This is a genomic window from Leisingera sp. ANG-M7, assembly GCF_000813965.1.
Classification (GTDB): Bacteria; Pseudomonadota; Alphaproteobacteria; order Rhodobacterales; family Rhodobacteraceae; genus Leisingera.
This window is the reverse complement of sequence record NZ_JWLI01000020.1, coordinates 25,718-48,637: the sequence shown is the minus strand read 5'-3', so window position 1 is coordinate 48,637 and position 22,920 is coordinate 25,718. Positions and strand designations below refer to the sequence as shown.

Sequence of the window (22,920 nt, the reverse complement as noted above, 5' to 3'; positions counted from 1 at the left end):
CGCTTCCCCTTCCTGTTAGCGCCAGTTTGCAGCCGGCCTGCAAATGCGGATGCGGGCGGCCCGGGATCCGGGCCGTCCGCTTTGGCCAAGTTGTACCAGCTCAGTTCAGCGCCGCTTCCAGCGGATCACTGTTGACGGCACCGTCATAGGAATCCAGCGCCGCCTCAATGCTTCCGGCATTTACGAACACATCCGCTACGCCCTTCATGAAGCTCTGCGCGCCGCCGCCCAGCCATTTTTCGGACAGCTGTTCCTCAGCCGAGGGAAAGCTGAAGGTTGCGATAGTGGCCTCTGCATCAGCCAGATCCATGCCCGCGTCCTTGGCAATCACCGGCAGCATATCATCCTTGTGATCGCCGGAGTTCCACATCGCATTTGCGTCTGCAGTCACTTTCAGGAACTTGCTCAGCAGTGCACTCTCATCCGCGATGAAGCCTGCAGGCGCGCTGGTCACGTCAAATACCAGAATGCCCAGCTCTTCCTTTTCGGCACCGGTCAGCAGCACATTGCCGTGCTCCACCATCCGCCGCAGCGCGCCGCCCCAGCCGCAGACCATGTCCAGGTTGCCCTGTGCAAAGGCCGCTGCGCCATCTGCGGGGGCCATGTCGACAATTTCCATCGAACCGATATCAACGCCGAAATGAGCCATCTGCGACAGGAAGCCATAGTGCGCTGCGGTTCCGATCGGCACGCCAACCTTCTTGCCATTCAGTTCGCCGGCATTTTCCTTGTCGATCTCAAGTGCTTCTGCCACCACGCAGTTGTCATTGTCTGAATAGCTGACTGCCACATCGACAGTCTGGATGTCCTGGCCCGCAGAGGTCGCGACCACAAACGGCGGCACGCCCTGGCTGACGGCAATCTGCACATCACCCGAGGCCATCGCTGCCGACATCGCGGTGCCTGTGTCGAAGGAAACCCAGTTGATCTTGACACCCATCTCTTCTTCATAGGTGCCATTGGCCTTAGCGAACTGGAACGGCATCGGCCACTCCAGGAAATAGGCCACGGTGATTTCGTCCAGGGCTGAAGCCTGTGTCGCGGAGATCGCAGCAGCGGCAGCACAGGCTGTTGAAAGCAGATACTTTTTGATCATATTAATCGTTCTCCCAGTTGTCACACCCGGCCCTTTCTGTGCGGGCCCTAAGGGTTTGATTTTTGCACGGCAAACCATATCCGGGAAGACATTTCGCAGTAGAAGAAAATTACTCTTGCAGTGATAGTAAAACTCAGTTTCGATTTTGCCGGATATGTTGGCGGATTTTTGTGGATAGCTTAAGCAAGCAGCTAGGGAGGACTGCTGATGCAAAAGGGGCTGAGTCTGCGATGGCTGGAAGTATTCCAGCTGATCTCCAAGTCTGGATCGATTCAGAAGGTCGCGGCTGAAACAGGGCTGTCGATCAGCACCGTTTCCAACCATCTGCGCAGCCTGGAAAGCGCGCTCGGCGTTGATCTGGTGGATCACACACGCCGCCCTATGGGCCTGACACCCGCAGGTGTGGTCTTTGCCCGCTATGTCTACGATGGGTTGATGACTCTCCGGCGCGGAGAGGCGGAAATACGTTCCGGCAGCTGGCAGCACGCAACCGATCTGCGGATGGCACTTCTGGATGATTTCGACAATGAAGTCGGCCCGGAACTTTTCCAGTTTCTCTCTACCGCCCTGCCCCGGTGCAGTTTCCGCCACTACACCCGCCCAAGCCACGAGATCATCGAAAAGCTGCAGGCGCAGAAGCTGGACGCTGGCGTTGCGACCCGCCCATCCGGACTGTTGCCAGATCTGATCGAATATCCCTTGATGCGCGATCCATTCATCCTGGTGGTGCCGATGGGCTACGAGGGCAGCATAGATGATCTGACCAAGGCCGATGCGCTGCTGCCTTTCCTGCGCTATTCCCGCGACCACACCATCGGCAAACAGATCGAAACCCAGCTGAGCCGCCTCAAAATCGCGCTGCCCAACCGGTTTGAGCTGGAATGCAATCAGTCCATCATTGGCTTGGTGTCAGAAGGCAGCGGCTGGACCGTCACCACCGCTGCCAGCTACCACCGCGCGCAGCGTTTCCATGAAAAGGTCAAGGTGGTGCGTTTCCCAGGTAAAAGCTTTGCCCGCACGGTCTCATTGTTCACTTCCAGCGTCTACCCTGCGGCCACCTCGCAGCTGATTCACGAGGCCCTGCAAAAGTCCCTGCGCCACCACTTCACCGACCCGATCAGCTCCCGCTTCCCCTGGCTGGCCGAGGAGTTCCGGACGCTGCCCGCTAAAGCCTCTTAGGTGCTGAGCCAATTCGAAACAAACATCCGTGTTTTTCGAAAACTGCCGGTCGCAGCTTGACGGTTTGTCCGCCTGGGCGCTGTTTTAGGCGCACCCCGCGCCGTGCCACCGCAGCACATCCAGCGGCAAGCAAACGGAAAATGAGCTGACCCAAATGGCAATCACCTATCTGAAACAGGCCCAGGCGCGCCCCGCCACTGAAAGCAGCGATATCCGCGACACCGTCGCGGTGATGCTGGCCAATATCCAGCGCGAAGGTGAGGAGGCGGTGCGCCGCTATGCAGAGAAACTGGACCGCTGGACCGGCCCGACCGTGGTGACAGAGGCCCAGCGCCGCGCCGCCTGCAACCGGGTTTCGCAGCAAACCAAGGACGACATCCAGTTCGCCCACGCCAACATTCGCCGCTTTGCAGAGGCGCAGAAGGCCACCATGGGTGAATGCCAGGTGGAGGTGATCCCGGGCCTGATCGCGGGTCAGAAGCAGATCCCGGTCTCAAGCGCCGGCTGCTACGTTCCCGGCGGCCGCTACAGCCATATCGCCAGCGCGCTGATGACCATCACCACCGCGAAAGTGGCTGGGGTTTCGCACATCACCGCAGTGTCGCCGCCGCGCCCCGGCAGCGGCATCCCCGATGCCATAATTTACGCGATGGACCTCAGCGGAGCGGACCTGATCCTGAACCTCGGCGGCGTGCAGGGCATCGCAGCTATGGCACAGGGCCTGTTCAGCGCTCAGCCCGCTGACATTCTGGTCGGTCCGGGCAACGCCTATGTGGCAGAGGCGAAGCGGATGCTGTTCGGCGAAGTTGGCATCGACATGTTTGCAGGCCCGACCGATTCCCTCGTGATTGCTGACCACACCGCGGATGTCGAAACCGTCGCCTGGGATCTGGTCAGCCAAGCCGAACACGGTGCTGACAGTCCGGTCTGGCTGGTCACCACCTGTGAAACCTTGGCAAAGGGTGTGATGGACCGCGCCCAAGCGATGATTGATCAGCTGCCCGAACCCAACCTGTCGGCAGCCCATCGCGCCTGGCAAGAGCGCGCCGAGGTGGTCCTGTGCGATACACGCGAAGAAGCCGCACAAGTGGCCGACCGCTATGCACCGGAACATCTTCAGGTACAGGCAGAAGACCTCGATTGGTGGTTGGACCGCCTCACTGCCTATGGCTCGCTGTTCCTGGGCAAAGAAACGACGGTTTCTTTTGGCGACAAGACCTCAGGCCCAAACCACGTGCTGCCAACCAGCGGCGCGGCGCGCTATACTGGTGGGCTGTCCGTGCACAAGTTCACCAAAACTGTCACCTGGCAGCGCTGCAACGCCGCCGCCTCGCATGAACTGGCGCAGCGCACTGCACGGATCAGCCGGATGGAAGGGATGGAAGGACATGCCATCGCTGCCGAAATGCGGCTGTTGCCCGAGGCCGTTTGAAACCTTGGATAGACGCTGCCCTCAGGACGGCGTCTCCAGCTTCCGGTCCAGATCAACCGGCCCCAGAACAGCATCATCGGGGATGCTCTCCAACCCGGCGACCGAACCGCCATAACGCTTGGCAAACCGCCCGGCGTCTTCCGGCGAGGCAAAGGGCACAACCTCCGGCGCCCCCATGCCGCCCGCGACATTGGAGCCGACCACGAAATGCGCGTCCTTGGCATCAATCCAGTTGTTGGTGCCCGGATGCTCCCAGCTTGCCGCCGCGCCCATGTCGCTGACATAGATCGCAGTGATCTCCGCATCCCGCTCCGGGCTTTTCACATAGGCCGCCAGGTCGCGCACCTGGGCAAAGAACAGCGGAGCCGGAAAGCCGTCCAAGTGGATCTGCCCCTTCGGGCCGCCGTGTTCAGCAACATTCATCTGGCAGAAATAGCTGAGCGCTGCTTCGGTCAGCTCCACCGGAGCTGGCGGTGCCTTGGCTTCCTCTTCCTGACAGGCGGACAAAGCCAAAGCGGCGACAAGAATCAGGCGATTCATGGTTCCACCCTCCGGAACGCGGCACAGGCCAGCAGGAAGCCAAGCGCGGGCCACAGCAGCAGCGACAGCGGGGCAGCCCAGCCGGGCAGCGCGCTGGCAGCCCCAGCCATACCGCTGGACAGCGCCACGCTTTCCGAGGCCGCTACATTCCACAGCCGGAACGCATCTGCCGGGTTTGCGACCATCACCCAGGGAAAGATTTTCTGGGTAAAGACCCCGCCGCTGTCCATCACAACGGCTCCCAGAAGGCCCAGATCATAGAGAACCACAAACACCAGCCACACGCCCGCCGACAGGCCGGCCGCAGCCGTGGCACCGCTGCTGAGAGCCGATAGTGCGTAACCCAGCACCAGGAATACAGCCCCCAGCAGGATCGAGGTCAGCACCAGCCGCCCCAAGGCCATTAGGCTCTCCGCCCCCGCGCCGCCGAACCATGCGGCAACGGCCCCCGCCGCGCCAAATCCGATGCACATGGCAACCGCCAAGGCCGCCAGATGCGCCATCAGCTTGCCCAGCAGAATCTCAGCACGCCCCGCAGGATAGGCCAGAAGCAGGGCAAGGCTGCCGCGGTCACGGTCGCCTGCTACCGCATCAAATCCCATCATCAGCGCCAGGAGCGGAGCGAGGTAGACCGACAAGGTTGTCATCGAGGCCACGGAGACCGTCAGCATGTCTACTCCCAGCGTCCCGGTCGGCGCCGATCCGGCAAAGGACAGCGCCAGCGCAAAGGCCAGCATGATCAGCGTCGCCATGAACAGCCAGCGATTGCGGCGCAGGATCAGCATCTCAGCGCGGGCAATGGCAAAGGCACGTCTCATTTGCGGTCCTCCCCGGAGTAATGGCGATAGAGGTCTTCCAGCCGCGGCGGCACCATGTCGATATCGGCCACCGCATCGCCCATAGCGGCGATCTTGCGCAGCTCGGTCATCTTGTCTTGCGGGCGGCACAGGATCTCGACCGAGGCGCCGTTGATCCGCCGCCCGCCGGTTTCCGTTGCGATCCGGTCAGCGTGCGTGCCGCTGGCCTGCACCCGCAGCTTGACCGGCAGCCCGGCCTGCGCCGACAGGCCTGCGAGCGTGTTGTCCGCCACTTTCACGCCCTTGCGCAGGATGGCGATGCGATCGGTGCGCGCCTCCACCTCCGTCAGCGCGTGTGAGGCGATCAGCACCGCCGCGCCCTGTTCGGCCAGCTCGTTGATGATGGCATAGAGGTCCTGGCGCGAGATCGGGTCCAACCCGCTGGTGGGTTCGTCCAGCAGCGCCAGTTTCGGGCGGCCCAGCAGCACCTGCGCCAGCCCCAGCCGCTGCCGCATCCCCTTGGAATAGGCGCCGATGCGGCGATGCATCGCCTCTCCCAGACCAACCCGCTCCAAAAGGCCATTAATGTCCGCGCGTTCCCCGGCAAGACGGGCGAACAGCGCCAGCTGTTCATGCCCGGTCAGTGCCGGGTGGAAGCTGACTGCTTCGGGTAGAAAGGCGGTGGCAGCCCGCGCCGCTGCACTGCCGGGCGCCGCACCGCAAATGCGGATGCTGCCGCCCTCATGCCGGATCAGGCCCAGCACTGCCTTGATCAGCGTCGACTTGCCCGCGCCGTTGTGGCCCAGCAGCGCCAGCCGCTCGCCGGGCGCGATGTCCAGGTCGATACCATGCAGCACCTGTGTCTTGCCGCGGAACTTGTCCAGTGCGCGGATTTGCAGCGGAGTGTTATCCATCTTGTTCAACCTTTCTGGCGGCGCCGGGCCGCTCTGGGCGCATCAGCGGGTGGCTGTCGATCACCCCGCCGGGCAGCAGCGCCGGGAACGCCGACTGCGACCATCGCACCAGCTGCACCGCGGGCGATCCCATCAAGAGCTTCGCCGCCGGCTGCGTCCACAACACATGGTCCATGCTGTCGTTCGGACGGTAGGGCGTATCGGCGATGCCGTCTCCGTCCACATCAAAACCCGCGAAGTCGGACCAGTAGTTGCCCTGGCCGCCCTCGCTCCACTCCACCCATTTGGTGGAGACAAATTTCACCTGATGCCGGTTGCCGACAAAGGCGTTCCCAACCATCCGGTTGCCGTCGCTGCCTGCGGTGAAGTGAATGCCGATGCCGCAGCCCTCAAACCAGTTGCCGGAAAAATCGTTCTTGTGCGCATTATAGAGGAAGGTGCATTTGTCCTTGGCCCCCTTCACATAGTTGCCCCGCACTTCGCCCTGGTTGGCATAGTTCAGCATCACCCCGTGATCGCGGTCGTTCAGCGACACATTCCCGGTCACCTTGACCCGTTTGGAGAACATCACCGCATAGCCCAGGTGATTGCCGATCGAGACATTGCCCGACACCTCTGAATTGTCGGCATACATGTAGTGCACGGCAAAGCGCAGGTCGCGGAAAGAGTTGTTGGTGAAGGCGTTCTTCTTGGAACTGTTCACAAAGATACCGTCGCGGCCAAATCGGATGTCATTGCCGTCCACCACCGCACCCGGCGCGTTCCAGACATAGACCCCGTTGCCGCGGGCATTCATGTGCCGGTCCAGGCGCCCCTCAATCCTGTTGCCCTGCACCAGGCTGTCCCGGGCGCCGTGAATATCCACACCATAAAGGTTGCCCAGCAGCACATTGTTCAGGATCCGCGGCGCCTTTGCGGTCTTGGTCAGCTTAATGCCGCTGTCGATCTCCTGATGCGAGGAGCCGGAGCCAACAACGATCAGGTTCTGAACGGTCACGCCCGGCCCAGTCACGGTGATTACCGATCCCTTGCCCTGCCCGTCTAATGTGGCTTGGCCCTGCCCGTCCAGAATGACAGGCCGGTCCAGCACCAGGGTTTCGGCATATTCGCCGGGGGCCAGGCGGAGGGTATCGCCATCCGCCGCCTGCGCCAGTGTTTCAGCGATGGCCCCTGCCCGGTTGGGCACATCCCAATCCGCCGCCCACGCGGGCGCCAGGCCGGCAAGGGCCGCAACCAGGAATATGGGCAGGAGCCGTTTCATGGGTTACGCGCTCCGCGGCTCAACCAGCATCCGGCCGCGCATTTCCATGTGCAGCGCGTGGCAGAACCACTGGCAATAGTACCAGTGCACGCCGGGACGCTCCGCCTTGAAGGTGACAGAGGCAGTGGCCAGCGGCCCGACCTCCATCGCGACGCCGAAGTTCGACAGGCAGAAACCGTGGGTCAGGTCGTCGATGTCATCCAGGTTGGTGACATAGACGGTGACCTCGTCGCCCTGCTTGACGGTGAACTTCTCAAGGCTGAAGTTCGGCGCCTGGCTCGACATGTAGACGCGCACTTTGTCGCCATCGCGGATGATGGTGTCCTGGTAGTCGTCCAGATCGACGCCATCCGCCTCGGCCTGCTTGCGCGCGTCTTCCCACATCGGGTCGTTGCGCTGCCAGGTGCTGGCCGGGTTTACCTTGGAGCGATGAACAAGGATCGAGTCATGCGGCTCGGCAAAGGTCGGGCCGTCGTGCACCACTTTCATCTTGTCGCCGGAGATGTCGATCAACTGCTCGTTCTCGGGCTTCAGCGGGCCCACGTTCAGGAACCGGTCCTTGGAGAACTTGTTCATCGAGATCAGCCACTTGCCGTCAGCTTCGGCGGTTTCACCCATGGAGGTGGAGTTGTGGCCCGGCTGATATTGCACATCGACTTTGTCCATGATCGGGTCCACATCGGCACCCGCATAGGCCTCGATCGCCTTGGCGATGTCCCATTTCACCACCTGGCTGTCCAGGAACAGGGTGGTGTAAGCATAGCCGCGGTTGTCGAAGGCGGTGTGAAGCGGGCCAAGGCCCAGCTGCGGTTCCGCCACAATGGCAGAGCGCGGATCGGCGTTGTCGCTGAACAGCGCATCGACCTTCTCAACATCAATGACCGAAACCGTCGGCGACAGCTTGCCGTTGATCATGATGTGCTTTTTGTCGGGTGCAGCGTTCACACCGTGCGGCGAGTTCGGGATCGGAATGTAGCGGGTGAAGTTCTTGCCTGACTCCTTGCGCCCGTCCACGACTTTGGCACCGTTCAGCTCCTGATAGTCGCCCGCCGCAATCGCCTCTTCAATCGCCTTAATGTTGAAGACAACAACGTGATCCAGCTCGCTCTCGGTCATCTCGGCCAGGTTCATACCCATTTCCGAGTTGTAGGAGGTCGAAAAGGCGTATTTGCCCTGATAATCGCAGTCGGTGTTGTCCAGGTTGCCCGAGACGATCACCTGCCAGGCGACTTCCATGGTGTCGCCGTCGATGGCAGAGAAGATGTTCACGTATTGCGATGGATCATCCAGGATCTGGCCATCGTTGATCAGCGGCGCTTCGTGCTCGCCGTTGGCAAAGACATAGCCGGTGCGCGGGAATTTCTGCGGACGCAGGCCATGGATATCCTTGGCGTTCGGGATCTCAATGATCTTGTCGCACTTCATCACGTCGCAGCGCACGCGGGCGACGCGCGTGTTGGCCTTGTCGTTCATGAACAGGTAGCGGCCGTCATAAGTGCCGTCGGTGAACGACATGTGCGGGTGGTGCAGGTCGCCGTTGTCATAGGTGACCTTACCATTGGCAGCCAGGAACTCCTTGGTTTCCGGCAGCAGGCCCTCAGTCAGGATTTTCAGGGACTCATTGGTCTGGCCCCAGCCGGTGGCCGAGCAGCGGTTGAACACCGGCACCCGCATCAGCTCGCGCATGGACGGCACACCCATGATCCGCAGCTCGCCGGTCTGGCCCGAGGACCAGAAGCCGTAGTATTCATCCAGCTCGCCCGGCTCCAGGCCGAAACCCGCCGCCTGCGCAGGCTTTGCGCCCAGCAGAGCAGAGCCGGCGCCGGTGGCCGCCAGAACGGCACCGGAAGCAGTGGCCCCCAGAAGGCCGCGGCGGGTGACGGGCAGTTTGTTTTTCAGGTCTTCAGACATGATGTCCTCCTTCAGGAAACTTTTGTCCTGTTCGCGTTGGGGTGATTGGCAGGCGGGCGGCCCAGAGTGACGTCCGGGGCCGGGCTGCCGGTCTTGGCCCGGCGTTTCAGCTGTTTGATCACAACCGGGCATTTGGCTTCGGATTGGTACAGAACCTGGCAATGCAGGCAGTTCACACATTCGTTCGGGTTGATCTCACCGGTCGGGTGGATGGCCTGAACGGGGCACTCGTTGGCACAGGTCTGGCAGGGGCTGCCGCATTCCTTGTAGCGGCGCAGCCAGTCAAACATCCGCACCCGCGCCGGGATCGCCAGCGCCGCGCCCAGCGGGCACAGGTAGCGGCAATAGAAGCGTTCGATGAACAGCCCGGCCAGCAGCAGCAGCACGGCAAAGACCACAAACGGCCAGTCGCGCACGAATTTCAGGATGATCGCGGTCTTGAACGGCTCCACCTCGGCATAGGTTTCGGCCAGCGGGATCGATACCATCGAAAGGCCGAACAGACCGAGGAAGATCATGTATTTCGCAGGCCACAGGCGCTCATGCAGGCCCCACGGCAGGGTGATCTGCGGCACCTTGAAGGCACGCGCGATCTTGTTGGTCAGCTCCTGCAGCGCGCCGAACGGGCACAGCCAGCCGCAATAGGCGCCCCGGCCCCAGAACAGAAGTGCGGCGGCAACGGCAAACCACTGAATGAAAACCAGCGGATCCAGCAGAAACGCATCCCAGGAAAACCCGCTGCGCAAAGACCCCGCCAGCGCCATCAGGTTCACCACGCTCAGCTGCGCATTGGCATACCAGCCCAGGAACACCAGAGTGATAGTCAGATATCCGATCCGGAACCAGTAGAAGGTGCGCGCATTCGCAGTCGCCTGGAACTGGAAGAAGAACACTCCCGTAAGCACCAAGAGCATCCCCCCCAGCACACCAATCTCCAGCGTACGGTCCTTCCAGATCCGCTGCCACAGCTCGGCTTTCGCGGCTGCTTCCCCGGTCTCATCCTCCACCACCTTGGGCGCAGGCGCGGCGGGCAGCAGGTACTGCTCGGGCAGTTTGTAACCCAGATCAAAGGTCAGGAACGTCCGCTCCAGCGCACCAACGGACCGCTGCACCAGCAATTGCAGGCGGAACGGCTCAGTCGGGTCGAACTCCGCATCTGCCGGGATCTTGAACAGGTCCAGCTCAGTGAAACTCGGGCTGTCAGCCGTTGTCAGCGCCCCAAGCCGTTTGTGCTGTTTGTCAAAGAACCGCACTGAGGCATCGCCCTGAATCAGCTGGATCCGGTCGAAGATTCCGCCCCGCACATAGCCCGAGCCCTTGAAGCTGTAGCTGCCGCGCCCCAGCACCAAAATGGCGTGTTCGCCTTCCTTCAGCCAGGATTGCAGGTTCCGGTACTCCGCCTCGCCCAGCAGCGACTTGCCGACGGAGGGAACGGAAACCAGCGCCATGTGCATGTCTATAAAGGTGTCGTCTGGCGCGCCCGGCTCCGGCCGCTTGATCGCGCGCTGATCGCCAGTGGCCTCAAAGGCCGCGTTGATCTGCCCCACGTCCAGCGTCATCCGCCGAACAGAGCCGTCGCCTGCCAGTGTGGTCCAGTCCGAAACTTCTTCGCGGGCCATATCAACCTCGCGCTTCGGCCCGTCGGCCTGCACCGGTGAAAGGCCGCCCAGACCCAGCGCGCGGGCCACTTTAATACCAGCCCGCACCAGGCTGTCGTCGATCACCATGATCGTGACCGTCGCGCCCGAAATGATGTCGAGGTCGTGGGCATCGCCGCCCGCCGCCGCCTCGGCCTTCAGGTCCAGGCCGGCATAGCTTTCGGTCAGCTTGACCATCTTGGAATTCGGAATGCCAATCAGCACGATCGGCTCGGAGTGCTTGACCAGTTTCACACCAGTCAGAACCGCATCGGTATCAATTGCCGCCACAACATGAATCGGCTTGCCGCTATAGCCAGTGGTGCCGACAAAATCAGAGGTCAGGAAGGCATAGGCAACCGTCTCACCCGCCTTCAGCACCGGTGCCACCGGCACATCGCTGCGCACCGGGCCAAACGCCTCGGCGCCGGGCACCAGGTCTGCAGGTGTTATTTCTGTCAGGAAACTGTCGAGGCTGTCAGCCTCTGCCGCCGCAGCGAAAAACGCGGCGAATGTCATCACAAGGGCTGTCAGCCAGCCCCGGAAGGCGCGTGTCAGGACCATGGCGCCTCTCCTTTGTTTTGAGTGGCTGCCACGGACGCGCGGAAAGCGCGTTCGGATTCTATCTTTGTCACCAGCGGAGGCCCGCGGCCGTCATTCCAGTACTGCGCCGGATTGGGCTGCACAGCGGCGCCCTCTGGCAACAGCACAGCGCAATCTGCCACCCGGCTGACAGCAGGAAGCAACAGGGCTGCCGGCCCGGCCCCAGTTTCGGCCGCGCACAATGCACAGGTGCTGCACTTAGGGCAATCTTGCTGCCCATTGCTGTCTTCACCTGCAACCTGGATCACCACCACGCCGAACTCGCCGCAGATTTCGATCCACTCGCCGCCAGCAGCGGCTTGTGCCGCACCGGGAAAGGCAACTTGAAGAACCAGCATGAGAATGGCGCACACACCCGCCAGCCGCCGGAACAGTCCAGCGCCGAAAGCGGAAGGTATGAGAAAGGTGCGCGGCATCTGTTACAAGAATCTCTTGCTGCATTCGCCGCTGACACTAGAGGGAACTTTAGTGCCGTTATTTGATGTATGTCAGATAAATCAGATTTTCCGGACCAAAATCATCCGGTCCGGAAAACACGCTAAATGCCCGTGTTTTCAGCCTTTCTCAAACCGGCGGAAGGCGAAGGCAATCATCCCGGCGATGGCCATGTAAACCAGTGCCAGCAGCAAAAGCGGCTCGTAGACGATGAATGTATCGGCCCGCACGCGCGAGGATACGGCATAGATTTCCATCACTGTGATCGTCGCCACCAGCGGCGTAGCCTTCAGTTGCAGGATGGTTTCGCCGCCCAAGGTCGGCAGCACATTGCGCACCGCCTGCGGCAGCCAGATCCGCCGGAACATGGTGAAACGCGGCATGCCAAAGGATTTCGCAGCTTCCAACTGCCCCTTGGCAACGCCCGAAAACGCGCCCCGCATAACCTCCCCTTCATATCCTGCATAGGACAGGGTCAGCGCCAGAACCGCATAGGGCCAGGCCTGCCGCAAATAGGGCCACAGTTCAGAGGAGCGGATCCAGGGAAACTGCGGAAACAGCGACCCCAGCCCGTAATAGAGCAGCCATATCTGCAGTAGCAGCGGCGTGCCGCGGATGATGGTGCAGAAGGTGCGTGCCGGAATGGACAGGTACCAGGGTCCCACCGCCTGCGCCAATCCCAACGGCACCGCCAGCAGGAAGCCCAAAACCGTCGAGACCGCCAGGATCCAGATCGTGGTCCAAAGCCCCTCCAGCGCCAGCGGCGCGTATTTCGGGATCCAGTCCCAGCGCAGCGCAAAGGCGCACCAGATCACCAGGGCCGCAAATACCAGCATCATTACAATACGGTGCGGCTGCATCAGATCCTTCAAACCGGTCATCGTGTGCCCCCCTTCAGCGAAGGCTGGCCGCGCCGCGCCCATTTCTCGATCCGGGCAAAGACCGCGCCGGAGCACAGCGTCACCATCAGGTACAGGAACCCGGCCGCCAGAAAGAAGGTGAAATAGGCCCGCGTGCTGCTCGCTGCCTGACGGGTTTCCAGCGTCAGCTCATTGAAGCCAACAACTGCCAGCAGCGCGGTGTCCTTGGTGGCGATCAGCCAAAGGTTTGCCAGCCCCGGAACCGCAAAGCTCATCATCGCCGGGATCGTCACCCGCCGCATGATCATGAAGGCCGGCATCCCATAGGACTTCGCCGCCTCGATCTGGCCCACAGGCACCGCCTTGATGGCGCCGCGCAGCACTTCGGTGGCATAGGCCCCCTGTACCACGCCCAAGACCCAGATGCCGGCCGCAACGCCGTTGATCTCGACCCGGCCGCCGCCCAGACCTTCAGAGATTTTGTTAATGATATCGCTGCCCACGTAATAGAGGATCAGGATCAGCACCAATTCCGGCACTGCCCGGATCACCGTGGTGTAAATGGCGAGAAGATCACGCGTGACCTTCCCGCCGTAGAGTTTTCCGTAGGCCCCGAACAGCCCGATCACCAGCCCCAAGCCAAAAGCGCCAAATGCGATCTGGAGGGAGTTGGCAAGCCCGCGCAGGAGGTTGCCGCCCCAGCCTGACAGCGACAACAGCTCTGCGCTGGCGCCGAGGCCCAGTAGTTCGAACAGTCCGGTCACGGCAGCACCTTAGTAGATGCTGGTGGTGAAGTATTTGGCGGTGATTTTCTCGTGGGTGCCGTCGGCCAGGATCGCCGCGATACCCTTGTTCAGCGCCTCGCGCAGCGCGTCGTCACCCTTGCGCACGCCTGCGCCTACACCACGGCCCAGGATTGCCGGATCATCTGCCACCGCACCCTTGATTTCGCAGCAGCTGCCGGTGTCGGAGCCGACGAAATCCGCCATCGCGATGCTGTCCGCCTGGGTCGCGTCGATGCGTCCCGCGAACAGGTCCTGGTTGGCTTCATCCTGGGTCTGATAGACCTTCAGCTCGGCATCCTTGAAGTATTCCTGCGCATAGGCCTGGTGGATGGTCGAGGCCTGGATGCCGACGATCTTGCCTGCCAGCGATTCCGGGGTTGCATCGATGTCCATCGACTTGTCCGCCACGATCACCGCGGGGGTGTTGTAATAGGGGTCGGAGAAATCAATGGTCTTCATCCGCTCTTCGGTGATCGACATCGAGGCCATGATGGCGTCGATCTGCTGCCCGGTCAGCGACGGAATGATGCCGTCCCAGGCCACCGGCGTGATCACGCAGTCCAGCTCAGCCGCGGCGCAGACCGCGCCAATCACCTCGACCTCCCATCCGACCCAGTTGCCGGAGTTGTCGAGCGAAGCAAACGGCGGATAAGGCTCGGCGGCGATGCCGATTTTCACCTGTTCCGCAGCCGCGGCACCAGCAGTCAGAGCGGCAGCCGCAGTGGCCGCGGCAAGCAATGCTTTCAGTTTCATCTTAGTCTCCCAGTTGGTTATTATCTTGATGGTAGAGGATCAGGCGACCGAGCTTAGAAATTGCTTCAGCCGCTCTGATTGCGGATTGCCAAAGACCTCGGCAGGCGGCCCCTGCTCTTCGATGCGGCCCTGGTACAGATAGACAACGTGGTTTGCGACTTCGCGCGCGAATTTCATCTCGTGGGTGACCAGAAGCATGGTGCGCCCTTCGGCTGCCAGGTCGCGGATTACCGTCAGCACCTCGCCCACCAGTTCCGGGTCCAGCGCCGATGTTGGCTCGTCAAACAGCATCGCCGACGGATCCACCGCCAGTGCCCGGGCGATCGCTGCCCGCTGCTGCTGGCCGCCGGACAGATAGGCAGGATAGGTGTCCTCCTTGCCGCCCAATCCCACCCGGTCCAGCAATTCGCGCGCACGTTCAATTGCTTGCGCCTTGGGCACCTTCAGCACATGCACCGGCACCTCGATCACATTCTCTATCAGAGTCCGGTGGGTCCACAGGTTGAACTGCTGGAACACCATCGCCAGCTTGGTCCGGATGCGTTCAATCTGTTTCTGATTGGCCGGGCTGCCGTCGCCGCGCATCGCCACTTCCTCGCCGCCGATCACGATCTTGCCGGAGCTCGGCGTCTCCAGGAAATTGATGCAGCGCAGCATGGTGGACTTGCCGGACCCGGAGCCACCAATGATGGCCACCACATCGCCCTGTTGCGCGGTCAGATCAACACCCTTCAGCACTTCCAGATTGCCGAACGACTTGTGCAGATCCTCGACCCGGATCGCCTCCCGGCGCGTATCTGTCTCCAAAGCTGATGCGGCTGCTGAGGCTGAGTCCATCTTTGCGTCTTCCCGAATTTTCCGATTGCAGTAAGCCGCGACTCGCGTAATTATGCAAGTGTATAATTTCTCCACCAGCACAAAAACAGGAGCTGAGGTGACCGACGAGCGCCGCAAATTCAAACGCGAACCCGCCGAGGCCCGGAAGGAAGCACTGATTCTCGCCACGCTGGAACTGGTGGCTGAGAACGGCGTGCGCGGCGCCACGGTGCGGGGCATCGCCCAGCGCGCTGATGTCACTCAGGGGCTGATCCGGCACTACTTCAGCTCCAAGGAAGAGCTGATCATCGCAGCCTATGAACACCATATGAACCAGATGACGGACCTGACCTTTGCACCCGGCGCGGCGGCAGGCAGCGCCCGGGCGCGGCTCAGGGCCTTTGTCGATGGCTCGCTGACGCCGCCGGTGGTCGATCCGCGCGCGCTGGCGCTGTGGGCCAGCTTCCTGAACAAGGTGCAGAACGACCCGCAGATGAAGGAAACCCACGAGCGCACCTACGCCTATTTCCGTGACCGGCTCGAGGTGCTGATCGCCGCCGCACTGGAAGAGGCCGGCCGCCCCGCTCCGGCGGCTCGGCTGCGCCAGCTGGCGATTGCCTGCAACGCGGTGATCGACGGGCTGTGGCTGGAGGGCGGCGCCCTGCCGGATGCTTTTGCCCCCGGCGAACTGGTTGAAATCGGGCGGCATTCCGTTGCCGCCATCACGGGATTGGATCTAATGCAGGAGGCTGGAACCTGATGAGGCTGACAGCAATCACCAAGCGGCTGGCCGGACTTGGCGGCGGCAAATGGGAAGTGCACGCGAAGGCGCGGGAAATGGCCACGGGGGGGAGCGATCTGGTTGAGATGACCATCGGCGAGCCTGACGTGCCAACTCCGCCGGAGCTGGTCGAGGCTGCCGCGCAGTCGATGCACGCCGGCCGCACCGGCTATTCCGACGGCCGCGGCGAGGCGCATCTGCGCGCAACCCTGGCAGAAGCCTATTCCAGCAGCCGCGGGCGGGAGTTCGGGCCGGAAAACTTTCTCTGCTTCCCCGGCACCCAAACCGCGCTCTATGCGGTGCTGCAAGGTGTGGCCGAACCCGGCACTGAGGTGCTGGTTGGCGACCCAATGTATGCCACCTATGAGGGTGTGGTCCGCGCCTCTGGTGCGGATATGGTTCCGGTTCCGCTGCGGCCTGAGGCCGGATTCCGGATGCAAGCCAGCGACATCGCCGCTCGCATCACCCCGCGCAGCCGCGCCATCCTGCTCACTACCCCGCACAACCCGACCGGCGCCATTCTGACGCCTCAAGACCTGCGCGACATCGGTGAGTTGGCCGTCCAGCATAACCTCTGGATCATCTCCGACGAGGTCTATGAGCATCTGGTGTTCGAGGGCGCAGAGTTCACCTCCCCCCTTTCCGACCCTGCCCTCGCGGACCGGGTGATCGCGGTCTCCTCGATCTCCAAGTCCCATGCCGCACCGGGTTTCCGCAGCGGCTGGTGTGTTGGACCTTCCGCGTTCTGCGCCGCCCTGCTGCCGGTCTCGGAAACCATGCTGTTCGGAAACCAGCCCTTCATCGCCGACATGACCGAAAAGGCGGTGCGCGAGGGATCCTCGGTGGCCGCAGGCATGACTGCCCGCTTCGCTGCCCGGGCTGCCCTGCTGGAACAGCGCCTGCATGCTGAGACCGGGCTGCACGTGCACCGGCCCGAGGCCGGCATGTTTGCCCTGATTGACGTTTCCGCCACCGGCATGGACGGCGATGCCTACGCCTGGGACCTTCTGGACAGCGGCGTTGCGGTGATGCCCGGCTCCGCCTTCGGCGATGGTCTGCGCAATTGGGTGCGGGTCGCGCTCACCATTGATGACAGCAGCTTTGCCACTGCGCTCGACCGGATCACTGCCCACGCAAACCGCACCGCAAGAGGCGCCGCATGACTACAAAAACAGTTGGCGAAGCACTGGTTGAAGGGCTGAAGGCGCGCGGGGTGACCTGCGTGTTCGGCATCCCCGGCGTCCACACGGTGGAACTTTACCGCGGCCTGGCCGCCTCTGGCATCCGCCATGTCACCCCCCGCCACGAACAGGGCGCAGGCTTCATGGCTGATGGCTACGCCCGCGCCTCCGGCCAGCCGGGCGTAGCATTCGTGATCACAGGCCCCGGCCTCACCAACACGCTCACACCGATTGCGCAGGCCCGCGCGGACTCGGTGCCGATGCTGGTGGTGTCCGGCGTCAACTCCAGTGCAACCCTGGGCAGAGGCTACGGTCACCTGCACGAACTGCCGGACCAGCATGCACTGGCCAAGACCGTGGCGCTGGCCTCCGAACATGTTGCCCGGCCTGACCAGCTGGAGGCCGCACTGGACCGCGCCTTTGCCCCCTTCGCTGCCGGCCGGCCCGGCCCCACCCACATCCAGATCCCGCTGGACGTGGCCGGCACCCCGTCGCAGGACGGCACCCCCGCACCAGCTCCCACGCGGCGGCCGTTCGACAGCGCGCAAATCACCGAGGCTGCATCCCGCCTGTCCAAAGCAAGCAAAGTTGTGATCCTCGCCGGCGGCGGCGCCAAGGGCGCAGGCACGGACCTGCAGGCCCTGGCCGAACAGCTTGACGCCCCGGTGGTTCAAACCGTCAACGCCCGCGGGCTGATGCACGGCCATCCGCTGACCGTCCCCGCAAGCCCCAGCCTGCAATCGGTACGCAGCCTGATTGAAGACGCCGACTGCGTTCTGGCGCTGGGAACGGAACTCGGGCCAACCGACTATGACATGTATGCCACCGGCAGCATGGCAGCCATGGCCGGTCTGATCCGGGTCGATATCTGCTCTAAGCAGCTCGCCCGGCACAGGACAGCGCTTGCAATACGAGCCCGCGCTGCTGACGCTGCAGCAGAGCTGTTCGCCGCTCTGCCCGCAACGCCCAAACAAAGCCGGGGCGCAGAACGCGCGGAACAGGCCCGCACCGCCGCATTTGAGGAGATCGGCCCGGACTACCGCCAGCAGGTTGAGGCCCTGAACGCCATGCGCGCGGTGGTGCCAAACGCCCTGATGGTGGGAGATTCCACCCAGCCCATCTATGCCGGCAACCTCTATTACGACCACGACCGCCCGGGCGGCTGGTTCAACGCCGCCACCGGTTACGGCGCGCTTGGCTATGGCATCCCCGCCGCCATCGGCGCGGCGATAGCCGATCCCTCCGTGCAGGTGATCTGCATCACGGGTGATGGCGGCGCCCAGTTTACCCTGCCGGAGGTCATGGCAGCTGTGGACGAGCAGCTGCCCATCACCTTCGTGATCTGGAACAACCGCGGCTATGGCGAGATCGCCACATCGATGGAAGCCGTGGACGTCCCTGTGGTCGGCTGCGATCCCACCCCGCCGGATTTTGCCGCCGCCGCGCACTCCTTCGGCATCCCGTACACCCGCGCACCCATGGAGCCGCAGACGGTTGCCGCTGCGCTCCTGGAATGCGCTGCACGCGGCACCCCCTCCATCCTCGAAATCGACATAGCCGGACCTGTTCCGGGCCAGGAGTAACCCATGCGAAACCCGACCTTTGAGTTCACCCGCGCCATCACCCGCCGCCCGTCTTCTACTATTGCCTCCGGCCTGCGCGCCGAAGACATTGGCAATCCCAGCCTCGACGGAATGCTGGCCGCCCACGCGGCCTATGTCACCGCCCTGCGCAGCACCGGCGCCGAAGTGATCGAACTGGACCCGCTGGAGGCCTTCCCCGACGCCCAGTTTGTCGAAGACACCGCCCTCTGCCTGCCGCAAGGGGCCATCCTGATGCGCCCAGGCGCGCCATCCCGCCTCGGCGAAGTCGCCGAAATGGCCCCCACCCTGCGCGCCTGTTACGATGTCCTTCGCGAAATCACCGGCCCTGGCCATATCGAAGGCGGCGACATCCTGGTGACCGGCAAGGAAATCCTGGTTGGCCGCTCCGACCGCACCGATGCTGCAGGTGTTACTGAACTGGCAGAGATCGCTGCAGAATGGGGCCATGCCTTGCGCGAAGTGTTTACCCCCGAAGGCGTCCTGCACTTCAAGACCGACTGCTCCCTGATGGATGCTGAAACGATCCTGTCGACCAGGCGCCTGGACGCCTCCGGTTGTTTCGAAGGCTACAGGGTGCTGCATGTGGCCGAGGGCGAGGAGGCAGCCGCCAACGCCATCCGTTTCAACAACCTGGTGCTGATGGCCGCTGGCTTCCCGCGCACGGCAGAAGTGCTGGACAAGGCAGGATATGAGATCGTCGAGATCGACAACACCGACTGCGCCAAGCTGGACGGCGGTATGTCCTGCCTGTCGCTGCGGTTTTGATCACTAGCCTCGCAGTCTCACCCCTTACCTCACGATGCCAACTATTAAAGGCAAGGGCCTCTTCGCCATCCGGCAAACTGCGCAGTTTGACTCGCAGCCTTGGCACTCCTCATGTGCCGGTTCCCATGTCGTAGAGACCTGGGAGCCGCACGGCACCTAGGCGCTGATCTTGCGATTGCCGCGAGGTGCGTACGGTCACCTTCGGAAGCCGAGCGGATTAAGAAGGAATCTTAGAAATAACGTTCCAGCACCCGCCGGGCCGTTTCCAAATAGGCGTCTTGCCGTTCAGAGCTCATCCTGTCCCAAGTCCGGTACACCTGGCGCAGGCGAGGGTTTCCACGCAGCTTGTCAGTGTTGCGCACCAGGAAATCCCAGTACAACGGGTTGAAAGGGCAAGCCCCTTCGCCGGTCTTTCGCTTCACATCGTAGCTGCAGCCTGCGCAATGATCGGACATCTTGTTTATATAGTTACCGCTGGCGGCATAGGGCTTCGACCCCAGCAGACCGCCATCGGCAAACTGACTCATGCCAATCACATTCGGCGCCTCGACCCACTCATAAGCGTCAGCATAGACCGCCAGATACCATTCATGCACCTCGCGAGGGTCGACACCAGCAAGCATGGCAAAATTTCCCGTAACCATCAGACGCTGGATATGGTGTGCGTAGGCCTCTTCCCGGGTCTGGGTGATGGCAGCCGCAAGGCAGGCCATTCCGGTCTCTCCAGTCCAATAAAAATCCGGCAGCGGACGGGAAGCGCCAAAGTAGTTCTGCTCTGTGTATCCCGGCATGTTGAGCCAATAGATCCCGCGCACGTATTCGCGCCAGCCGATGATCTGGCGAATGAAACCTTCGGCTGCGTTCAGTGGGGCATTACCTTCGTAATACGCCCGCTCGACCCGGCGGCAGACCTCCATCGGCTCCAGCAGGCCTGAATTGATGTATTGCGATATAACAGAGTGATAGAGAAACCGCTCCCCTTCCAGCATCGCATCCTGATAGTCGCCGAAGCAGGAAAGGGCCTTTTCTGCAAAATATTCCAAGGCTTGCAACGCGCCCTCTCGCGTCACCGCAAACCAGAACGGGCGCAACGTGCCGAAATGGCCGCCAAACCTTGCCTCCACCAAGTCCAGGACTTCCTCAGTAATTGCATCAGGGCGGGTTTCCAACGGGTGCGGCAGGCATAGATCTCCCTTGGCGGGTTTACGGTTTTCCTGGTCGAAATTCCACTTGCCGCCCTCCGGCTGATCCCCCTGCATTAGCAGTCCCGTTTCACGGCGCATCTCCCGGTAGAAGTACTCCATGCGCAACTGCTTGCGGCCTTCCGCCCAGCTTTGGAACCGCTCATGGGAGCACAGAAACCGGCTGTCCTGCCGCATCTCCAGGACGGCACCGGATGCTTCAGCCCAGGCATCAAGTGCAGATTTCACCCTGTATTCGCCAGGTTCGGTGATCACCACACGGGAAAACCTTTGACCGTCAAGCACACCCTCTATCTCACCGGCCAAACTACCAGAGTTTTCAGGGTCATCCAGCTTGGTATAGCGAACCTTCCAGCCATCCTCCTCAAGCTCCCGCGCGAAATGGCGCATCGCCGAAAACAGAAACGCTATTTTCTTCTTGTGATGCCGGACGTAGCCCGCCTCTTCTGACACTTCGGCCATCAGGATGATGTCCTGATCACGGTCAGCCCCGTCAAGCGAAGAGACTTTCCTGCAGAGCTGGTCGCCCAGGACAAGGATCAGGTTGCGTAACTCCTGAGCGTTCTCTTGGGATGCCATCACATGTACCCGCCAGTTCAATCCGCAGGCCGCATAGTCGCGACCAGCTCAGCCGCCTTGAGGCCAAACTTGCGCATCTCCGACTTGTTAATGATCACCCCATTGGCGGTGAGGTAAAGCCAATCGGTAGCCTGCAACGTATGGCCGCCAGAGTTCGCGGGCAGGATAATGTTATAGGTCAGCCGCACAGTTGAACCGGACACAACACCCTGTGCAACGCCATCCAGATCGTCCGCGGTTGCTGTGAAGGTGTTTCCAGAACCAAGCTCTAAATGCCATTTGCGGCTTTGGGTGGCACCGTTGGAAAAAGTGAACTCTTCACTGAGTGTGCCCGTGTCCCCCTCCCATTTACCAACCATCCGGGCGGTAAAGCTGCTTGTCATCTTGCCTGTTGGGCCAAAAACCACCCCCTCGGACAAGATCTCGCCGGACAAGTGCTCAGTCAGAACAAACTGCGGGCCGCTGCCCGCATAGTCCTGCGGCGACTGAAAGCGGAAGCTGAACACATATGTTTTCGCAATCATTACAAGGAGAGCGATCACGAGGCAGATGGTAAGGAGTTTCATTGTGTTGCTCTTTCTGATGGCAGGGTCAGGGCAAAGGCGAAGGCGACGGTCTTCAAAACGCAGGGCAGAACCGCGTAGGACAGGCTGAGGGCGCGCAGCGCTTGCTGGCTGTTCGCCGCTCCGGGCTGGAAGCCCTGCTGCTCCAGCAGCGGCAGCGCCAGGGCGGCTGCGAGCGCCAGCGCCAGCTTGCCGGCAAAGGACCAGATGCCGAAGGCGGCAGACGCGTTGAGGCCCGCGCGGGTCAGCGCGATGCTGAACATGGCGGGCAGCAGCACCATGTCGGCGCCAAGCGCGGCGCCCGAGGCGGCGCAAATGACGGCAAAGCCGATGAGGCTGCCGGGGGTGAGAAAGGCAGCGCCCGCAAAGCTGGCGATGGCCAGCGGCATGGCGATCAGCAGCGTCTGCTTCGCGCCGATGCGCTGGCTGAGCCGCGTCCACAGCGGCACGCTGAGCCCGGCGCTGAGGAAAAACAGCACCAGCAGCGGGCCGGCATGGCCGGGGAGCTGCAGGCGGTCCTCCACAAAGAACAGAAAGAGGGTGGAGGTGAGCGCCACCGGCAGGCTGTTGAGCACCGCCAGCGCCAGCAGCCGCAGCGCGCCGGCCCGGGTCAGGGCCGTGACCGACAGCGGCTGGCCGGTGACGGCCGGGCGCCGCCACAGCCGCAGTGTGGCCGCGGCGGTGAACAGGGCAAGGCCCCCCAGGACCAGTCCGAAGGCGCCATAGCCCTGGCCTGCAGCCCCGAGCGCCGCCAGAACCGCCGGTGCGATGGCGGCGAGGATCACACCGCTCAGCATTCCGGCCTCTCGGAAGGCGGCCAGTGTCAGCAGCGCGCGCGGGGTGGATTGCCTGGCCAGCGTGGCGCTGCGGCCATAGAGCAGGATCATGCCCAGGCTGTAGGCCGAGAACAGCAGCAGCAGGACCAGCACCAGCTTGGGCAGCGCGAGGGGGCCAGCGGAGAGGCTGAACAGCAGCGGAAATCCCACCGCCAGTCCGCCCGCAGCTGCCAGCGCGAACCAAAGCTGCATCTGCGGCCAGCGGTCGATGGCCCAGCCGATCAGCGGATCCTGCACCAGGTCAAACAGCCGGATTGCCAGCAGGATGCCGCCAAGTGCGGCCAGACCGATCCCCAGATTGACCGATGCGAACTGCGGCAGGTGGATATAGAGCGGTATCCCCGCCGAGGCGAGCATCATCGCATAGAGGCTGACACGGGGGTACAGCAT

General features: G+C 62.4%; 20 protein-coding genes. 6 read left to right on the top strand and 14 right to left on the bottom strand.

Annotated features, from left to right (window positions below; translation table 11 throughout):
- Nucleotides 1-100: 100 nt before the first annotated feature.
- A complete protein-coding gene (locus RA26_RS19370; protein WP_039186594.1) occupies nucleotides 101-1,096 on the bottom strand; it encodes a taurine ABC transporter substrate-binding protein in 996 nt (331 codons plus the stop codon).
- A gap of 207 nt (nucleotides 1,097-1,303) precedes the next feature.
- Between RA26_RS19370 and RA26_RS19365 the strand changes: the two genes are divergently transcribed.
- On the top strand, nucleotides 1,304-2,275 hold the full coding sequence (locus tag RA26_RS19365) for a LysR family transcriptional regulator (protein WP_039186592.1): 972 nt from the start codon (nucleotides 1,304-1,306) through the stop codon (nucleotides 2,273-2,275).
- A gap of 154 nt (nucleotides 2,276-2,429) precedes the next feature.
- Nucleotides 2,430-3,707, top strand: coding sequence for a histidinol dehydrogenase (gene hisD / locus RA26_RS19360; protein ID WP_039186591.1), 1,278 nt, complete (start codon nucleotides 2,430-2,432; stop codon nucleotides 3,705-3,707).
- A gap of 21 nt (nucleotides 3,708-3,728) precedes the next feature.
- Here the strand turns inward: hisD and RA26_RS19355 are convergent, their stop codons facing one another.
- From RA26_RS19355 to RA26_RS19305, 10 genes are all read right to left on the bottom strand, one after another.
- Nucleotides 3,729-4,247: a nitrous oxide reductase accessory protein NosL gene (locus RA26_RS19355; protein ID WP_039186589.1), complete on the bottom strand. Its 519-nt coding sequence runs from the start codon at nucleotides 4,245-4,247 to the stop codon at nucleotides 3,729-3,731.
- On the bottom strand, nucleotides 4,244-5,065 hold the full coding sequence (locus RA26_RS19350; RefSeq protein WP_039186586.1) for an ABC transporter permease: 822 nt from the start codon (nucleotides 5,063-5,065) through the stop codon (nucleotides 4,244-4,246). Before RA26_RS19350 ends, RA26_RS19355 begins: the two co-directional genes overlap by 4 nt.
- Nucleotides 5,062-5,958, bottom strand: a complete 897-nt coding sequence (locus tag RA26_RS19345; RefSeq protein WP_039186584.1) for an ABC transporter ATP-binding protein — start codon at nucleotides 5,956-5,958, stop codon at nucleotides 5,062-5,064. Before RA26_RS19345 ends, RA26_RS19350 begins: the two co-directional genes overlap by 4 nt.
- Nucleotides 5,951-7,219 carry a nitrous oxide reductase family maturation protein NosD gene (locus RA26_RS19340; RefSeq protein WP_039186582.1) on the bottom strand — a complete coding sequence of 423 codons (1,269 nt, stop codon included), beginning with the start codon at nucleotides 7,217-7,219 and terminating at the stop codon, nucleotides 5,951-5,953. Before RA26_RS19340 ends, RA26_RS19345 begins: the two co-directional genes overlap by 8 nt.
- A 3-nt stretch (nucleotides 7,220-7,222) precedes the next feature.
- Nucleotides 7,223-9,130 carry a TAT-dependent nitrous-oxide reductase gene (gene nosZ, locus RA26_RS19335; protein ID WP_039186579.1) on the bottom strand — a complete coding sequence of 636 codons (1,908 nt, stop codon included), beginning with the start codon at nucleotides 9,128-9,130 and terminating at the stop codon, nucleotides 7,223-7,225.
- Nucleotides 9,131-9,141: 11 nt separating this feature from the next.
- Nucleotides 9,142-11,331, bottom strand: a complete 2,190-nt coding sequence (locus RA26_RS19330) for a NosR/NirI family protein (RefSeq protein WP_039186575.1) — start codon at nucleotides 11,329-11,331, stop codon at nucleotides 9,142-9,144.
- 593 nt (nucleotides 11,332-11,924) lie between these two features.
- Nucleotides 11,925-12,686: an ABC transporter permease gene (locus RA26_RS19320; RefSeq protein ID WP_039186570.1), complete on the bottom strand. Its 762-nt coding sequence runs from the start codon at nucleotides 12,684-12,686 to the stop codon at nucleotides 11,925-11,927.
- Entirely contained in the window at nucleotides 12,683-13,429 is a 747-nt protein-coding gene (locus tag RA26_RS19315) for an ABC transporter permease (protein WP_039186569.1), read from the bottom strand. Before RA26_RS19315 ends, RA26_RS19320 begins: the two co-directional genes overlap by 4 nt.
- A 9-nt stretch (nucleotides 13,430-13,438) precedes the next feature.
- Complete coding sequence (locus tag RA26_RS19310; protein WP_039186567.1) at nucleotides 13,439-14,203, bottom strand: transporter substrate-binding domain-containing protein; 765 nt, start codon at nucleotides 14,201-14,203, stop codon at nucleotides 13,439-13,441.
- A 39-nt stretch (nucleotides 14,204-14,242) separates the two neighbouring features.
- On the bottom strand, nucleotides 14,243-15,040 hold the full coding sequence (locus RA26_RS19305) for an ABC transporter ATP-binding protein (protein WP_039186565.1): 798 nt from the start codon (nucleotides 15,038-15,040) through the stop codon (nucleotides 14,243-14,245).
- Nucleotides 15,041-15,137: 97 nt separating this feature from the next.
- On the opposite strand from RA26_RS19305, the gene RA26_RS19300 reads away from it, so the two are divergent.
- From RA26_RS19300 to RA26_RS19285, 4 genes are read left to right on the top strand one after another with little or no spacing between them, the layout of a single operon-like run.
- Nucleotides 15,138-15,779, top strand: coding sequence for a TetR/AcrR family transcriptional regulator (locus RA26_RS19300; protein WP_039186639.1), 642 nt, complete (start codon nucleotides 15,138-15,140; stop codon nucleotides 15,777-15,779).
- Nucleotides 15,779-16,963: a pyridoxal phosphate-dependent aminotransferase gene (locus RA26_RS19295; RefSeq protein WP_039186564.1), complete on the top strand. Its 1,185-nt coding sequence runs from the start codon at nucleotides 15,779-15,781 to the stop codon at nucleotides 16,961-16,963. Before RA26_RS19300 ends, RA26_RS19295 begins: the two co-directional genes overlap by 1 nt.
- On the top strand, nucleotides 16,960-18,564 hold the full coding sequence (locus RA26_RS19290; protein ID WP_039186562.1) for a 5-guanidino-2-oxopentanoate decarboxylase: 1,605 nt from the start codon (nucleotides 16,960-16,962) through the stop codon (nucleotides 18,562-18,564). The genes RA26_RS19295 and RA26_RS19290 overlap by 4 nt, the downstream gene beginning before the upstream one ends.
- A 3-nt stretch (nucleotides 18,565-18,567) precedes the next feature.
- Nucleotides 18,568-19,350 carry an arginine deiminase family protein gene (locus tag RA26_RS19285; RefSeq protein WP_039186560.1) on the top strand — a complete coding sequence of 261 codons (783 nt, stop codon included), beginning with the start codon at nucleotides 18,568-18,570 and terminating at the stop codon, nucleotides 19,348-19,350.
- A 230-nt stretch (nucleotides 19,351-19,580) separates the two neighbouring features.
- Here the strand turns inward: RA26_RS19285 and RA26_RS19280 are convergent, their stop codons facing one another.
- Genes RA26_RS19280 through RA26_RS19270 form a run of 3 tightly spaced genes read right to left on the bottom strand, consistent with a single transcriptional unit; the run spans nucleotide 19,581 to nucleotide 22,920 of the window.
- Entirely contained in the window at nucleotides 19,581-21,131 is a 1,551-nt protein-coding gene (locus RA26_RS19280; protein ID WP_039186559.1) for a cryptochrome/photolyase family protein, read from the bottom strand.
- Nucleotides 21,132-21,148: 17 nt separating this feature from the next.
- On the bottom strand, nucleotides 21,149-21,697 hold the full coding sequence (locus RA26_RS19275) for a DUF3833 family protein (RefSeq protein WP_039186557.1): 549 nt from the start codon (nucleotides 21,695-21,697) through the stop codon (nucleotides 21,149-21,151).
- A complete protein-coding gene (locus RA26_RS19270) occupies nucleotides 21,694-22,920 on the bottom strand; it encodes an MFS transporter (RefSeq protein WP_039186555.1) in 1,227 nt (408 codons plus the stop codon). The genes RA26_RS19275 and RA26_RS19270 overlap by 4 nt, the downstream gene beginning before the upstream one ends.

Excerpts from the sequence above, each read along its gene's own strand:
- RA26_RS19370 (WP_039186594.1), bottom strand. The coding sequence starts at position 1,096 with ATGATCAAAAAGTATCTGCTTTCAACAGCCTGTGCTGCCGCTGCTGCG.
- RA26_RS19330 (WP_039186575.1), bottom strand. The coding sequence starts at position 11,331 with ATGGTCCTGACACGCGCCTTCCGGGGCTGGCTGACAGCCCTTGTGATG.
- RA26_RS19290 (WP_039186562.1), top strand. The coding sequence starts at position 16,960 with ATGACTACAAAAACAGTTGGCGAAGCACTGGTTGAAGGGCTGAAGGCG.
- RA26_RS19285 (WP_039186560.1), top strand. The coding sequence starts at position 18,568 with ATGCGAAACCCGACCTTTGAGTTCACCCGCGCCATCACCCGCCGCCCG.
- RA26_RS19295 (WP_039186564.1), top strand. The coding sequence starts at position 15,779 with ATGAGGCTGACAGCAATCACCAAGCGGCTGGCCGGACTTGGCGGCGGC.
- RA26_RS19280 (WP_039186559.1), bottom strand. The coding sequence starts at position 21,131 with ATGGCATCCCAAGAGAACGCTCAGGAGTTACGCAACCTGATCCTTGTC.
- RA26_RS19270 (WP_039186555.1), bottom strand. The coding sequence starts at position 22,920 with ATGCTGTACCCCCGTGTCAGCCTCTATGCGATGATGCTCGCCTCGGCG.
- RA26_RS19355 (WP_039186589.1), bottom strand. The coding sequence starts at position 4,247 with ATGAATCGCCTGATTCTTGTCGCCGCTTTGGCTTTGTCCGCCTGTCAG.
- RA26_RS19365 (WP_039186592.1), top strand. The coding sequence starts at position 1,304 with ATGCAAAAGGGGCTGAGTCTGCGATGGCTGGAAGTATTCCAGCTGATC.
- RA26_RS19345 (WP_039186584.1), bottom strand. The coding sequence starts at position 5,958 with ATGGATAACACTCCGCTGCAAATCCGCGCACTGGACAAGTTCCGCGGC.
- RA26_RS19305 (WP_039186565.1), bottom strand. The coding sequence starts at position 15,040 with ATGGACTCAGCCTCAGCAGCCGCATCAGCTTTGGAGACAGATACGCGC.
- RA26_RS19310 (WP_039186567.1), bottom strand. The coding sequence starts at position 14,203 with ATGAAACTGAAAGCATTGCTTGCCGCGGCCACTGCGGCTGCCGCTCTG.
- RA26_RS19275 (WP_039186557.1), bottom strand. The coding sequence starts at position 21,697 with ATGAAACTCCTTACCATCTGCCTCGTGATCGCTCTCCTTGTAATGATT.
- RA26_RS19340 (WP_039186582.1), bottom strand. The coding sequence starts at position 7,219 with ATGAAACGGCTCCTGCCCATATTCCTGGTTGCGGCCCTTGCCGGCCTG.
- hisD (WP_039186591.1), top strand. The coding sequence starts at position 2,430 with ATGGCAATCACCTATCTGAAACAGGCCCAGGCGCGCCCCGCCACTGAA.
- RA26_RS19320 (WP_039186570.1), bottom strand. The coding sequence starts at position 12,686 with ATGACCGGTTTGAAGGATCTGATGCAGCCGCACCGTATTGTAATGATG.
- nosZ (WP_039186579.1), bottom strand. The coding sequence starts at position 9,130 with ATGTCTGAAGACCTGAAAAACAAACTGCCCGTCACCCGCCGCGGCCTT.
- RA26_RS19350 (WP_039186586.1), bottom strand. The coding sequence starts at position 5,065 with ATGAGACGTGCCTTTGCCATTGCCCGCGCTGAGATGCTGATCCTGCGC.